Genomic DNA, 13,498 nt, shown 5'->3' with positions numbered 1-13,498 from the left:
TGTTTCGCCAACGAATTCAACGAATTGGCAGCAGTCGGCGTGCCCGCCTCCATCCGGCTGACCTGTCGTTCGCCTTGAAGCCTGCGCGTTGTTCACAATCATTTAATGAAGAACCCCCTGAACCCATCATCCGATGACGGCGCCCGATCTGGCGTCGCCACACCGCTTGTCGAAGCGCGGGGCCTCATGCGGCGCGACGCCCAGCGCGGCCAGATTTTGCTACATCCGACAGATTTCGCGCTACAAACGGGTCAGCGCGTGGTGCTTACCGGGCCATCCGGCTCCGGCAAGAGCGTGTTCCTTCGCGCGCTCGCGATGCTCGATCCCGCCGATGGCGGCACGCTGCTGTGGCACGGCGAGGCGGTCGCACGCGCGCAGATACCCGCGTATCGGCGGCATATTGCGTACCTGCGCCAACGGCCCGCATTGATCGACGGCACGGTCGAAGACAACCTGCGTTTTCCATGGACGTTCGCCGTGTATCGCGGCAGCGCGTTCGACGCGGCGCGCGCGGCCTCGCTGCTTGAAGCGGCCGGGCGCACACGCGAGTTCCTCGCGCGCGAGGCCTCCGAGCTGTCGGGCGGCGAAGCGCAGATCGTCGCCCTCGTACGCGTGCTCCAGCTCGATCCCGAAGCGTTGCTGCTCGACGAACCCACCGCTTCGCTGGATCCCGAATCGGCGCGCACGATCGAGACGCTGATCGCTCACTGGTTCGAGCGCGAACGCGACGCGCGCGCAACGGTGTGGGTCTCCCACGATCCGGCCCAGGCGCAGCGCGTGGGCGAGCGCCACCTGACGATGCGCGCGGGCGTGCTGAGCGAAGCGGCCGCAGCCGCCGCAGCCTCCGATACCGCCGCCCCCACGACCGGAGCGCCGCAATGAGTCCAGGCGTGCTGCAAGACCTCAGCATCGGCGACGTCGCCATCGCGGCGTTACTGGTGTTCGTGAACGGCGCGGTGTCCGTGCTGCTCAAGCTCGATCTCGAACGCAAGCTCGCATGGGCCGCCGTGCGCACCGTCGTGCAGTTGCTCGCGATCGGCTATGTGCTTGGCTGGGTGTTCGCGTTCGATCGCTGGTATGTGGTGCTGCCGCTGATGGCATTGATGACGCTGATCGCCGGCATTGCGGGCGCGCAGCGCGGCGCGCGCACTTATGTGGGCCAGCGCGTCGACAGCATCGCGTCGATCTGGGTGAGCGCGTGGCTCGTGGCGGCGGTCGGCCTGTTTGCGGTGATCCGCATCCGGCCATGGTACGAGCCGCAATATGCCATTCCGATCCTCGGGATGATTCTTGGCAATACGCTCACGGGCGTGTCGCTCGGCGTCGAGCGCATGATGCAGGAACTCACGGCGCGGCGCGACCGCGTGGAGAGCGCGCTGGCGCTTGGCGCGACGCGCTGGGAAGCCGCCCAGCCCGCCGCGCGCGAGGCCGTGCGCGCCGGCATGATCCCGACGCTCAATCAAATGGCCGTGGTGGGGGTGGTGAGTCTGCCCGGCATGATGACGGGCCAGGTGCTGGCGGGTCAGTCGCCCTTGCAGGCCGTGCGCTATCAAATCGTGATCATGTTCCTGATCGCGGCATCGTCGGCGCTGGGCACGGTGGGCGCGGTGGTGCTGGCCTACCGGCGGCTCTTTTCCGCTGACCACTGCTTCATGGCCGCGCGACTCAAGGAGCGCGAGAAAGCGCGAACCTGAGCGGCCCGCGCCTGCGACGCCGCTACTTGCACGCTAGCGTTGCGCCGATACGCTCAACTGCGTGCCGTCGCTGAGCGTGAGGGTCTTCGCCGTGCCGTTGGTCGGCATCGAGAAATGCAGCACCTCGCTATGCGCGACGACTTCGGGGCACTGCGCCCCGCCCGCTGCCTTGCCGCCGCGCGGCGCCTGGGCACGGAAGCTCACCTGGACATTCGCCGTACCGTTCTGCGCGACGATGGGCGCGAGGCGCACCTGGATCTGGCGCACCATCGCGCCGTTGGCGTCGAGTGGCATCGAACCGTAGTCGGGGCAGTTCTGCGCGGTGGGCACGGCGCCGCCTGGCGGCGTGGAACGCCAGTTGAAGTCGTCGGTGTCGCCGGAGCGAAGTGTGCGCGTCTCCTGGGCCGTGCCATAGAGCTTCGACGTGACCTTGACCGTGTAGCGGATCGGCCCGTCCGGGGCGGCCCTGGACGTAACCGTGATCGGCGTCGTGGCGAATGCCGGCAGCGCGAGCGCGCAGGACAGGGCAACGGCGACATGAGCGAGCGCCGCGCGAGTGCGGCGGGAGCGGGTGCGGCTGCAAGGCATGCGTCATCTCCTGGCGGGTTCTGCCGCGACCGCGAAAGACGTAGCCGAGGCAGCACGTGGCGGATTTTTCTTCTGTCAGTCTAGCGCGCCGCGCGATGGCTTGCGCCGGGCGATCGCATCGCCCGGCCCAGGTTTTATACGGCTTGCCAGGCTGCGTGTTTTGTAGGGCACGCGAGACCGCGCACGCTGCCTGGCACGCCGCACTTTCACGCGCCGCCCTCTTCCAGACGCAGCGTCAATTCGCTGCTGACGGACTGGCGCACTGCCGAGTAGTGCGCCCAGGGCGCCGGACGCTTCGGGCGATTGAGCTGCTTGAGCCGGACATCGATATTGGCCAGCGTCCAGTGCGCCCCGCCCGTCGTCTGCGCCAGTTCTTCCCACGCAATCGGCACACTTACGCCCATGCCGGATCGCGCGCGCACGCTGTAGGCCACGGCAGTGCCCGCACCGCGCACATTGCGCAGGTAATCGACATAGACCTTCTTGCGGTGATGCTCGCTGGTCTGGGTGGCGGTAAACAGCGTCGGCCAGCCCGAGGCAAGCCGCTGCGCCACGGCGCGCGCGAAAGCCTTCACGTCATCCCAGCTCGCACCCTGCACAAGCGGCACGACGATGTGCAAACCCTTGCCGCCGCTCGTCTGACAGAACGACTCCAGGCCCAGATCGCCGAGCAGCGCGCGCATGAGCTCCGCCGCCTCGATGACACGATTCCAGCCGAGCAACAGATCCGGATCGAGGTCGAACACGACGCGGTCGGGCGACTCGACATCGGCGGCACGCGCGCTCCAGGTGTGAAGCTCGATCGCGTCCAGCTGCGCGACGTTGATCAGCGCTTCAAGCGAATCGATGCCGATAAGCGGGTGGCCGCCATCGAGTTCGTCATGCAGGGTCACGCCGGGAATCGGCATGCGGCCGAGATGGCGCTGGAAAACCCGCTCGCCGTTCAGGCCTTGCGGTGCGCGCAGCAGCGAGACCGGCCGATCGCGCAGATGCGGCAGCAGCCAGGGCGCCGCACGCGCGTAGTAGCGCACAAGATCGAGCTTGCGCACGCCGCTGTCCATGTCGACGATGCGACGCGCGCTGGTGATATGCACGCCGGCGACCTCGCCTGTGGTGCTCGCGCGAGCGTTGCGCGCCCGTGCGCCTGAAGACGGCTGGGGCGGTTGAACTGGCGGGGCCGGAGGGACTTCCCGAGCCTGCTTCAAGGCGCGCGGCGAGCGTCGCACCGGAGTGACCGTGGCACTCACCGCAGCGTCGAGCGTGAGCGCCTGAAGCGCTTCATGCGTGGCTTGTGGCGCGTTGTCCGGAAGCTGTTTCCGCGCGCCGGTCGGCGTTCGGGTGGGACTTGTCTGGGTGGAAGGAGCGTCCTGCATACCGGTTCCCCTGGCGCCAGTTGGCGCATGCGACGCATCGCGCGACGCGAGTCGCGACACGTATGGTTGACGGCACGCGGCGGCCTTCCCCCGTCGGACGCCGCACGTTCGCTCATTGTGCCTCGAAAGCTCGCTTTCGTCTCTGTAAGCTGTACGGGCGGTCGCGCGAGGACGCCGAAACGGTACAATTCGCGTTTTCGCCGCGCGTTCCGGCCAGATTTGCCGCTATTGGCGGTGCTTCCTGCTCGCGTTCGCGCCCTGTTTCGATTCCGACTCAAACCCGCCGCCTCCGGGGCGCCCCACGCCGCACACGTCATGAATCTCGTCATCCAGAGTCCCGCTCCGCTGCAAGCCGTCCATCACAAGCCGCTCCTCGCGCTCGCGCGCGGCAGCCGCCTCGTGCCGATCGACGAGCACGCCATCCGTATCGAGGACGCCGCGCCGGCGCAGCGTCCGGATCTCGACGTCTACTGCGGCACGCATCAACTCGATTACGCGTTCGTGGAAGCGGGCCGCACGCTCGGCAGCTTCGGGCTGGTCGCGATGGACATGGACTCGACGCTCATCACGATCGAATGCATCGACGAAATCGCCGACTTCTGCGGCCTGAAAGCCGAAGTCGCGGCGATCACCGAAGCGTCCATGCGCGGCGAGATCAAGGACTTCAACGAAAGCCTCACGCGCCGCGTGGCGCTGCTCAAGGGTCTCGAAGCGAGCGCGCTGGAGCGCGTCTACGAAGAGCGCCTGCAACTGTCGCCGGGCGCGGAAAAGATGCTTGCGGGCGCGAAGGCCGCTGGCCTGAAGACGCTGCTGGTGTCGGGCGGCTTCACGTTCTTCACCGAGCGCCTCAAGGCGCGGCTCGGCCTCGACTTCACGCGCGCGAATTCGCTTGAAATCGTCGATGGCAAGCTGACCGGCCGCGTGAGCGGCGAGATCGTCAACGCCGAAGTCAAGGCGCGTACCGTGCAGGAAACCTGTGCGCAGCTCGGCATCGACCCGCGCCGCGCGATCGCCATGGGCGACGGCTCGAACGACCTGAAGATGATGGCGGTCGCGGGCCTGTCGGTCGCGTTCCGCGCGAAGCCGGTGGTGCGCGAAGCAGCCAGCGTCTCGTTCAACTTCGTCGGGCTCGACGGCCTGCTGCGTCTGTTCTGATTCGATCCGATCGACGCAACTAGCCGCTGAAAACACAACGGCCGCGCCTGTCTTCACTGACAGGCGCGGCCGTTTGCCTTTATGCGCTAGCGGGTATTACGCAAGCGCGGCGAGCGCGCGCTCGATATCGGCGCGCAGATCGGCTTCGTCTTCCAGACCGATGTAGAAGCGCACCAGCGTGCCGCGATAAGGCCAGCTCGACGCCGAACGCATCGACGCGATGTCGTATGGCATCACGAGGCTGCGCGCCCCGCCCCAGCTCCAGCCCAGCGCGAAAAGTTCGAGCGATTCGCAGAACGTGTCGATCTGCGCCGCGCTATAGCGTTCGTCGAACACCACCGAGAACAATCCGCCCGCGCCGGTGAAATCGCGCTTGTAGAACGCGTGGCCGGGGCAATCCTCGAAGGCGGGATGCAGCATCGCCGCAATTTCGCTGCGCGTCTTGAGCCACTGCGCCAGCGACAGCGCCGCGCGGTCATGCGCGTCGAAGCGCACCTTCATGCTCGGCAGGCCGCGCAGCACGAGCGAGCAGTCATCCGACGAGACGCCGATCCCCATGCGCATGCGTGCGAGCTTGATCTTCAGGTAGAGATCGCGGTCGCGCGTGATGGTCGCGCCCATCAGCACGTCGCTGCCGCCCGACTGGTACTTCGTGAGCGCCTGCACCGAGATATCGACGCCATGATCGAAGGGCTTGAACGCAAGCCCCGCCGACCACGTGTTGTCGATCGCCGTGAGGACGTTGTGCTTGCGCGCAACGGCCGTGATCGCGGGCACGTCGGGCACTTCCATCGTCACCGAGCCGGGTGCTTCCAGCCAGATCAGCTTCGTTTCCGGACGGATCAGCGCTTCGATGCCTGAGCCGATCATCGGGTCGTAGTAGCGCGCCGTGATGCCGAAGTCGCGCGCGAGCCAGTCGCCGTGGTCGCGGTTCGGCGAATAGACGTTGTCGGGAATCAGCACGTCGTCGCCAGCCTTCAGGAGGCCGAAATACACGTTGGAGATCGACGAGAGGCCCGAGGGTTGCAGCAGCGCATGCTCGCCGCCTTCGATATCGGCAAGACGCTGCATCAGCATCGTGGACGTGGGCGTGGCGTGCAGGCCGTAGCGCCATTGCGCGTCGTTTTTCCAGTCGAGGCCGCGCACGGTCGCGAGGTCGGGGAATACGACGGTCGAGGCGCGCGTGACAGGCGCGGCGAACGATTCGAAGCCGGGCGTGATGTCGTCCTGCGGATTGACGATGCGCGTCTGCAAGGCGCGGCTGGAGTCGGATTTCTTCATATCGGGGAGCAGGCGGTGAAAGCGCGGATGGAAGGCATGGCGCGGGTTCGGGCTGGCTTTGAGTTGGCTTTGAGTTGGTTTCGAGGCTTTGGCTTCGGCTTGCCCGAGCGCGCCGCATGGCGAAGATTAACACCGGCGCCGCGACGTATCACCCAACTGGATCATGTCGAGGACGTGTCGCGCACGGTCTGGGCGTGGCGCGCATCGTCGTCGGCGTGCAGGTAGAGGCCGGTCGTTTCGATCGATGCGTGGCGCAGATTCTTCTGGATATAGCGCAGGTCGGTGCCGGCATCGGCCTGATGGGTCGCGGCGGTGTGGCGCAGCCAGTGCGTCGAGGCGCGGCGCAGCGTGGCCGCGCCCGCAGGATCGCGCGCGTCAAGCGTATCCGCGATACGGCGGAATACCGTCTTCACGATCATATAAACGGCGGTGGACGTGAGCGGCCCCGCATCGCCGCCCGCGACGCCCAGCACAACCGGACGCGCCTCGCCCGGCACGGGCATTTCCGGCAGGCCGTGGAACGCACGATAACGAGCGAAGTCGGCCATCAGATCGTCGCTGACCGGTACGTCGCCTTCCACGCCGCCCTTGCCCACCACGCGCAGCCACCAGCGGCCACGCCGACGCTCGAAATCCCCCGCGCGCGCCTGCGCGGCTTCGCTGGCGCGCAACGCCGTGCGGTACAGGAAGCGCATGAGCCAGCGGCAACGCTCGTAATGCTGGCGCTCGCGCGGCGTGTCCTGCGGGAAGGCGTCGACGCCGTCGAGCACCTGCTGCCAGAGCGTCTGGTCGAGATAGCGCTCGACGCGGCGGCTGCGGGGCGTTGGCGCCGCACGAGCGCGCCGCAGCGCGAGCGGGTTGCCCGCGAGATAACCGGCTGCCACCAGATAGCCGAACAGGCCGCCAAGAATACCCATTGCCTGCCGACGGCTGCGCGGCGCAAGCGGGCCTTCGAACAGCCTGCGCTCGCGGCCCTTGCGCGGCCGCGCCGGATCGACCCAGTCGCCATTGGGTGCGGCGAGAAACTGTTCGTAGAGCACGAAATCTTCGCGCGTGAGGCTCGACAGCGGTTTGTCGAGCGTGCGCGTGGCCCACAGCATCAGGCGCACCGCTTCCTTGCGGTAGCTGCGCAGCGTGTGCGGGGAATCGATGTATTCGGCCAACCAAAGGCGCACGGCTTCGATGTCATCGCGCGCCGCCGTCTGCGCTACCCCGCTACGTGCGCGGTTCGTGCCGTTACGGCCATCGAGCGCCGGTGGCAAGGCGGGAATCAGGGTGATGGCGTCTTCTGACATCGATCTGGAAGCGGGATTGGGTGTTCGGGCAAGCGTACCGCAGCTTTAATTGCGATTATAGGTGTTATCGTAAATTTTTTAGCCTATATCGTACTTATATAACGTTATACGATGATATACAGTATGATTTGATCCTCTAGCCCTCTTCGCGTCCGAAAAACCATGTCCCGTATCAGCGATACCCGTTTGCGCACGCGCGAAACCGCGTCTCGCCTCGTAGCCGACGGAAAACGGCCGCACGAGCTGACCGTCGACCTCATCTACGCGGAAATCCGCCAGGGCAGCCGCACGACGATCAACGACGAGCTCAAGCAGTGGAAAGACGAGAAAACGCGTAGCGACGCCCTTGCCTCGCAACTGCCGCCCGCCGTCGCAGACGCGATGCTCGGCATCTGGGCCGTCGCCGTGGAGCATGGGGAGAAGGTTTATGACGCGCGCGTCGCCGAACTGGAGCAAGTCTCGGCGCAGGCTGAATCGCGTGCTTCGGAAGCCATCGAGGCCCGTGAGGCTGTCGAAGATACGCTGCGGCTTCGAGAGGTCGAATTGGGTGCGCTGGGCGAGCAGGTCGCCGCGTTAAAGGAGCAGCTTGAGGCCGCGAATGCGCGCGCAGAAGAAGCCCGCAGCCGGGCCGATGCGCTGGAAACCCAGCGCGATGCCGAACGTGAGCTTGCCGATACGCGGCTGCGCGAACAAAGGATCGAGCACGAGCAAGCCAGCGCCGCATTGCGTGCGTCGCTAGAAGCGCGCGATGCAACCTTTCAGGCGGAGCTGGACAAAGCGACGCAGCGCATGGAAGGCGTGCAGAAGCACATGATGCAGCAGATCAGCGAGGCCCGCGAAGAGCGCCGGCGCGCCGATTCGCTCGCGGCGTCCCTCCAGCAGCGCAATGAAACGCTGCTGGGCGAACTCGGCGCGGCGCGTGCCACGCAAGCGAGTCAGGACGACGCGCTAAGCGCAGCGAAGCGGGAGAACGAGGTGTTGATGCGCGAGCGCAGTGAGTGGCAACGCGAACGCACAGTGCTGGAAAACCGGCTGAGCGCGATACGCAATCGCTCGCGCTCAAAATTGAAGCGTGTCGCGGTGGCCGCGCCACGCGGCGGGCGCGGACTACCGCCGCCAAAACAATAAAGGCCTCAGGCGCGCGCTGCGCCTGAAGCCGGGGACTTACTCGCCGGTCACGACGTTGCCGACACCGCCCACCGCGTTGCCGCTCTTCGCAGCGGGTGCCGGTGTCGAAGCTCCCGCCACAACCGGTTTCAGGTCGAACGGCACCGGGTTCGAATCGTCCACTTCCATCCGGTCGCCGGAAATCGAGCCATCGGCGGCAAAGGTGCCGACCCAGTTGCCCGTGATACGCGTGCCGTCGTTGGACTCTTCCGCTTCGAGCGTCGCGCCCGAACGGTCGCCCGCAATCAGGATCACTTCGCCCGTATCGCTGAACTGGTACTCGCCGTGTACGCCGGTCGGGTCGTCCGGGTCGGTCTTCGCGCCCAGCCGCATCACGATCCTGCGCTTGCCGAGCGTGCCCGCGTACTGAGGCAGTTTCGCGAATTCCGGATTCGGCTTGAGCGACGAATGCACCGGCGCGCTTGCCGCAGCGTCCGTCGGGTGACTGCCGCCGACCGCGCAGGCCGCGAGCGGCAGCGTGATCGCCAGCGCTGCGAGCCAGGCGAAACGACGCGCGGCTTTCGAGCTTGAAACTTCCATCGGGTTCCTCTGATCGGGGTTCTGTGCAGCGCCGCGTCGACTTAGCTTGCGGCCAGCGCGCGCTCGACGTCGTCGCGATGCGGGATCGGCGCGACCGCGCCGTAGCCCAGCGTCGAGAGTGCCGCCGCCGCGTTGGCGTAATGCGCCGCCGCGAACGGATCGTCGCCCGCCACCAGACGCGCGACGAAGGCGCCGCCGAAGCAATCGCCCGCGCCGGTCGCATCGATAGCCGAAACGACACGGCCCGGCACCACACGGCGCTCGTGCGGCGTCGCCACGTATGCGCCTTCCTTGCCGAGCTTGAGCGCGACGACGCGCGCGCCCAGCGTGAGCAGCCGGTCGACGATCGCATCGCGGTCGTCAAGGCCGGTCAGCACGGCGACATCGTCCCAGCTGGGCAGACAGATGTCGGTCAGACGCATCACTTCGGTCATGACGGCGCGGGCGCGCGCCAGCGGCCAGAGCTTGAGCCTCAGATTGGTGTCGAAGCTGATCTGCACGCCATTCGCGCGTGCATGCTCGATCGCAGCAAACGCCGAATCGCACGCAGCGTCGCCAATCGCGACGCTCACGCCCGACAGATGCAGCACACGCGCGGCAGCCAGCGCATCGAGCGGCAGGTCGCCCGGCGCGTAGCGGCTCGCCGCCGACCCCTTGCGCAGATAGTCGAACGCATGGCCGTCCGGGCCATGCGAAACGAAGTACACGCCGGTCGGCGCGTCGCTGCGCACGCGCACGTGCGCCGTATCGACACCCTCGCGCGACCAAAGATCGACTAGCAGACGCCCGAACTGATCGTCTCCGACCGCCGACACAAAACCAGTGCGCGCGCCCTGGCGCGCCGCCGCGATCGCGAAGTTGGAGGTGTCGCCGCCGAAGCCCTGCAGGTATTCCGGCTTGCCCGGCGCGGCCTGGTTGAATTCGACCATGGCCTCGCCGTAGGCGAGGATTTCAGGCATTGCAGGCACCGATGCCGCCATGCCGCTCAGACCTCGCCCCAGAGGTCATGGCCATCGGCGCCGGTGATTTTCACCGACACGAAATCGCCCACCTTGTAGCGCTTCGACGCCTTGGTCGCCGGCGCCACGTAGACCACGCCGTCGATCTCGGGTGCGTCAGCCGCCGTACGGCCAATGCCGCCATCCGGGTTGATCTCGTCGATCAGCACCTTGAGCGTCTTGCCGACCTTGCGCTGGATACGCTTGGCCGACACTTCCTCGGCGACTTCCATGAAGCGCGCGCGGCGCGCCTCGCGCACCTCATCCGGCAGCGCGCCGTCGAGTTCATTGGCCGTCGCGCCCTCGACCGGCGAGTAGGCGAAGCAGCCCACGCGATCCAGATCGGCTTCACGGATGAAGTCGAGCAGCGTCTCGAATTGTTCTTCCGTCTCGCCCGGGAAACCGGCAATAAAGGTGCTGCGGATCGTCAAATCCGGGCACATTTCGCGCCACGCCTTCACGCGCTCCATGACCTTCTCGGCGTTCGCGGGGCGCTTCATGCGCTTGAGCACTTCGGGGTGAGCGTGCTGGAACGGCACGTCGAGGTATGGCAGCACGTGGCCCTTGTACGGGCCTTCGGCCATCAGCGGAATGACTTCGTCGACGCTCGGGTACGGGTAGACGTAGTGCAGGCGCACCCACGCGCCGTACTGCGCGGCCAGCTCGCCGAGCGCCTCGACCAGATCGGTCATGCGCGTCTTGATCGGCTTGCCGTTCCAGAAACCGGTGCGGTACTTGACGTCCACGCCGTACGCGCTCGTGTCCTGCGAAATCACCAGCAGTTCCTTCACGCCCGACTTGAAGAGGTTTTCCGCTTCGAGCATGACTTCCGCGACGGGGCGCGACACAAGGTCGCCGCGCATCGACGGGATGATGCAGAACGTGCAGCGGTGATTGCAGCCTTCCGAAATCTTCAGGTACGCGTAGTGGCGCGGCGTGAGCTTGATGCCCGCGGGCGGCACGAGATCGACGAACGGATCGTGTGGCTTCGGCAGGTGGCTGTGCACCGCCTGCATCACTTCGCCGACCGCGTGCGGGCCGGTCACGGCCAGCACCTTCGGGTGCACTTCCTCGATCAGGTTCGAGCCGCTTGCGCTCGCCTTCTTGCCGAGGCAGCCGGTGACGATCACCTTGCCGTTTTCGCTCAGCGCCTCGCCGATGGCGTCCAGGCTTTCCTGCACCGCTTCGTCGATAAAGCCGCAGGTGTTGACTACGACCAGATCGGCGCCGTCGTACGAACCCGAGATCTCATAACCTTCCGCACGCAGTTGGGTAATGATCTGCTCGGAGTCGACTAGCGCCTTCGGGCAGCCGAGGGAAACCATCCCGACGCGCGGGGCGGGTTTGTGGGAGGTCGTTGATTCAACTGGGTTTTTCACGTGTACGTCCGGATGTGGGGCGCAAGGCGTTCGTTGCGCCGCGCGGATTCAGGCCAATCCGCCATTTTACCCATTTGGCGTAGGGAGAGGGGCTGCGTGGGTGGCAGACAACGAGGAGGGAAAGGGTCGGATGAGTGGAATTCGGGATCGAATCCGGCACTCAATCGGGATAGAAACAGAATAGAAACGCGGGACAAACAGCGGCTGAGCGAGCAGCACGCCGGACTGGCAGCTTGCCCTGCGCGACCTGAAAACACCTGGAACCGGCAAGCCTGAGCCGATGAACACACGGGCAACAAACAAGCGGCCACCGGCGCGTGGGCTGCCGCGCCATGCCGCTTCGCTACCTCAATCCGCCACGCCTTACTTCTTTTCTTCTTCGCCACTCGCGTTTTCGTTCGCGCCCTGCGCCGATGCCGCAGGCGACGCCGGCGAAACCGGTGCCACAGGCTTGAACGGGAAGCTGCTGAACATGTTCTTCGCCTGGTTCTGCATCTGCTCCTGCATCTGCACGAACATGTTCTTCGACTGCTCGATGTAGCTGGTCATCATGCCCTGCATCATCGGCGCCTGCATGTTCATGAACTGCGACCAGACTTCGGGATTCATCGCGTTGCCTTCGTAAAGGCCCTTCGATTGATCCGCGAGCTTGTTCTGGATGTCGATGAACGCCTGGATGTTCTTTTCCAGGTAGGTGCCCATCATGCCCTGCATGGCATGACCGTAGAAACGGATGATCTGCGACAGCATCGACGACGAGAACATCGGCAGGCCGCCGCCCTCTTCCTCAAGGATGATCTGCAGCAGGATGCTGCGCGTCAGATCCTCGTTGGTCTTTGCGTCGATGACCTTGAACTCCTCCTGATCGAGCACGAGTTGCTTCACATCGGTCAGCGTGATGTAGGTGCTCGTCTCCGTGTCGTACAGCCGACGGTTCGGATATTTCTTGATCAGTCGTTCGGCGGTTTTCTTTGTAGTCGTCATGTGTCGCCCTTGTATGCGCCAACGCGCGAAGGCCAATGCCATCGCGCGTCGTCTAGCCCGGAAGCGGCCTGCCCCGGCGTGCAAACAGGCCCTTACCGCCGTCGATCCCGCCTGGGCGCCGCGCGCGTCCTTCAACACGTGCGGCGCGGGGGATCAGCCCATGTGCAACCCGCCATTGAGCGAGAAGTCAGCACCGGTTGCGAAACCCGACTCTTCCGAGGCGAGCCACGCGACGATCGAGGCGATTTCCTCCGGCGCGCCAAGGCGGCGCACGGGAATCGTCGCGACGATCTTTTCGAGTACGTCGGGGCGGATCGACTTCACCATGTCCGTGCCGATATAGCCCGGCGACACGGTGTTGACCGTCACGCCCTTGGTCGCCACTTCCTGCGCGAGCGCCATCGTGAAGCCGTGGATGCCGGCCTTGGCGGTCGAGTAGTTGGTCTGACCGAACTGGCCCTTCTGGCCGTTCACCGACGAGATGTTGATGACGCGGCCAAAGCCACGTTCGACCATGCCGTCGATCACCTGCTTCGTCACGTTGAAGAGGCTGGTCAGGTTGGTGTCGATCACCGCCGTCCAGTCTTCGTGCGTCATCTTGCGGAACACGCCGTCGCGCGTGATGCCGGCGTTGTTGACGAGCACGTCGACCTCGCCCACTTCGGCCTTGACCTTGTCGAACGCCTGACAGGTCGAATCCCAGTCACCGACGTTGCCTTCCGACGCGATGAAGTTGAAGCCCAGCGCTTTCTGCTCTTCGAGCCACTTCACGCGACGCGGCGAGTTCGGGCCACAGCCCGCGACAACCTTGAAGCCCTGTTTTTCGAGGCGCTGGCAGATAGCCGTTCCGATGCCGCCCATACCGCCCGTTACATACGCAATACGCTGTGACATAAACCACACTCCATTATCGTTTTCCGGAGCGCCGATCGACGGCCCCGGCCTCGCCTTTCGCCTGCTGTTCCTGATGCCGCCTGGCGCATGCGCAGCCTGTGCGCATGCTATCAAATTAATGCCAGATCACCACTATGCCGAACGGCTTAC

General features: G+C 65.6%; 13 protein-coding genes. 4 read left to right on the top strand and 9 right to left on the bottom strand.

Annotated elements, in window-relative coordinates; all coding sequences use genetic code 11:
- The first annotated feature begins 105 nt into the window (after positions 1-105).
- Both BBA01S_RS39510 and BBA01S_RS00060 read left to right on the top strand, forming a co-directional pair.
- Positions 106-882, top strand: a complete 777-nt coding sequence (locus BBA01S_RS39510) for an ABC transporter ATP-binding protein (RefSeq protein ID WP_042295487.1) — start codon at positions 106-108, stop codon at positions 880-882.
- A complete protein-coding gene (locus BBA01S_RS00060) occupies positions 879-1,694 on the top strand; it encodes an ABC transporter permease (RefSeq protein WP_027814638.1) in 816 nt (271 codons plus the stop codon). The genes BBA01S_RS39510 and BBA01S_RS00060 overlap by 4 nt, the downstream gene beginning before the upstream one ends.
- Positions 1,695-1,727: 33 nt before the next feature.
- Here BBA01S_RS00060 and BBA01S_RS00055 read toward each other — a convergent pair whose 3' ends face one another.
- Both BBA01S_RS00055 and ligD read right to left on the bottom strand, forming a co-directional pair.
- Entirely contained in the window at positions 1,728-2,282 is a 555-nt protein-coding gene (locus BBA01S_RS00055; RefSeq protein ID WP_027814637.1) for a DUF6013 family protein, read from the bottom strand.
- A gap of 206 nt (positions 2,283-2,488) precedes the next feature.
- Positions 2,489-3,376, bottom strand: coding sequence for a non-homologous end-joining DNA ligase (ligD, locus tag BBA01S_RS00050; RefSeq protein WP_052391636.1), 888 nt, complete (start codon positions 3,374-3,376; stop codon positions 2,489-2,491).
- 594 nt (positions 3,377-3,970) lie between these two features.
- Between ligD and serB the strand changes: the two genes are divergently transcribed.
- Positions 3,971-4,810, top strand: a complete 840-nt coding sequence (gene serB / locus BBA01S_RS00045) for a phosphoserine phosphatase SerB (RefSeq protein ID WP_027814635.1) — start codon at positions 3,971-3,973, stop codon at positions 4,808-4,810.
- A gap of 96 nt (positions 4,811-4,906) precedes the next feature.
- On the opposite strand, the gene BBA01S_RS00040 is transcribed toward serB, so the two are convergent.
- A complete protein-coding gene (locus tag BBA01S_RS00040; RefSeq protein ID WP_027814634.1) occupies positions 4,907-6,091 on the bottom strand; it encodes a cystathionine beta-lyase in 1,185 nt (394 codons plus the stop codon).
- 161 nt (positions 6,092-6,252) lie between these two features.
- Entirely contained in the window at positions 6,253-7,386 is a 1,134-nt protein-coding gene (locus BBA01S_RS00035) for a tyrosine-type recombinase/integrase (protein ID WP_027814633.1), read from the bottom strand.
- 186 nt (positions 7,387-7,572) lie between these two features.
- Between BBA01S_RS00035 and BBA01S_RS39505 the strand changes: the two genes are divergently transcribed.
- A complete protein-coding gene (locus tag BBA01S_RS39505) occupies positions 7,573-8,514 on the top strand; it encodes a DNA-binding protein (protein ID WP_167335989.1) in 942 nt (313 codons plus the stop codon).
- A gap of 36 nt (positions 8,515-8,550) precedes the next feature.
- Here the strand turns inward: BBA01S_RS39505 and BBA01S_RS39500 are convergent, their stop codons facing one another.
- The 5 genes from BBA01S_RS39500 to BBA01S_RS00005 all read right to left on the bottom strand — a co-directional run bounded on the left by BBA01S_RS39500 (position 8,551) and on the right by BBA01S_RS00005 (position 13,348).
- Positions 8,551-9,093, bottom strand: coding sequence for a hypothetical protein (locus BBA01S_RS39500; RefSeq protein WP_042295481.1), 543 nt, complete (start codon positions 9,091-9,093; stop codon positions 8,551-8,553).
- Positions 9,094-9,134: 41 nt separating this feature from the next.
- Entirely contained in the window at positions 9,135-10,061 is a 927-nt protein-coding gene (locus tag BBA01S_RS00020) for a sugar kinase (RefSeq protein ID WP_027814632.1), read from the bottom strand.
- Positions 10,062-10,078: 17 nt separating this feature from the next.
- Positions 10,079-11,416 (bottom strand): 30S ribosomal protein S12 methylthiotransferase RimO, encoded by a 1,338-nt coding sequence (gene rimO / locus BBA01S_RS00015; RefSeq protein ID WP_027814631.1) that lies wholly within the window; start codon positions 11,414-11,416, stop codon positions 10,079-10,081.
- Positions 11,417-11,833: 417 nt separating this feature from the next.
- Entirely contained in the window at positions 11,834-12,454 is a 621-nt protein-coding gene (gene phaR / locus BBA01S_RS39495; RefSeq protein ID WP_042295476.1) for a polyhydroxyalkanoate synthesis repressor PhaR, read from the bottom strand.
- A 153-nt stretch (positions 12,455-12,607) separates the two neighbouring features.
- Complete coding sequence (locus BBA01S_RS00005) at positions 12,608-13,348, bottom strand: 3-ketoacyl-ACP reductase (protein WP_027814630.1); 741 nt, start codon at positions 13,346-13,348, stop codon at positions 12,608-12,610.
- Positions 13,349-13,498 lie beyond the last annotated feature (150 nt).

This window comes from Paraburkholderia bannensis NBRC 103871, from assembly GCF_000685015.1.
Taxonomy (GTDB): Bacteria; Pseudomonadota; Gammaproteobacteria; order Burkholderiales; family Burkholderiaceae; genus Paraburkholderia; species Paraburkholderia bannensis.
The sequence above is the reverse complement of the archived record's forward strand: the minus strand, read 5'-3'. Positions and strand labels throughout refer to the sequence as shown.

Bases quoted from the DNA above. Each gene is read 5' to 3' on its own strand.
- BBA01S_RS39510 (WP_042295487.1), top strand. From the start codon at position 106: ATGAAGAACCCCCTGAACCCATCATCCGATGACGGCGCCCGATCTGGC.
- BBA01S_RS00060 (WP_027814638.1), top strand. From the start codon at position 879: ATGAGTCCAGGCGTGCTGCAAGACCTCAGCATCGGCGACGTCGCCATC.
- BBA01S_RS00055 (WP_027814637.1), bottom strand. From the start codon at position 2,282: ATGCCTTGCAGCCGCACCCGCTCCCGCCGCACTCGCGCGGCGCTCGCT.
- serB (WP_027814635.1), top strand. From the start codon at position 3,971: ATGAATCTCGTCATCCAGAGTCCCGCTCCGCTGCAAGCCGTCCATCAC.
- BBA01S_RS00040 (WP_027814634.1), bottom strand. From the start codon at position 6,091: ATGAAGAAATCCGACTCCAGCCGCGCCTTGCAGACGCGCATCGTCAAT.
- BBA01S_RS00035 (WP_027814633.1), bottom strand. From the start codon at position 7,386: ATGTCAGAAGACGCCATCACCCTGATTCCCGCCTTGCCACCGGCGCTC.
- BBA01S_RS39500 (WP_042295481.1), bottom strand. From the start codon at position 9,093: ATGGAAGTTTCAAGCTCGAAAGCCGCGCGTCGTTTCGCCTGGCTCGCA.
- rimO (WP_027814631.1), bottom strand. From the start codon at position 11,416: ATGGTTTCCCTCGGCTGCCCGAAGGCGCTAGTCGACTCCGAGCAGATC.
- phaR (WP_042295476.1), bottom strand. From the start codon at position 12,454: ATGACGACTACAAAGAAAACCGCCGAACGACTGATCAAGAAATATCCG.
- BBA01S_RS00005 (WP_027814630.1), bottom strand. From the start codon at position 13,348: ATGTCACAGCGTATTGCGTATGTAACGGGCGGTATGGGCGGCATCGGA.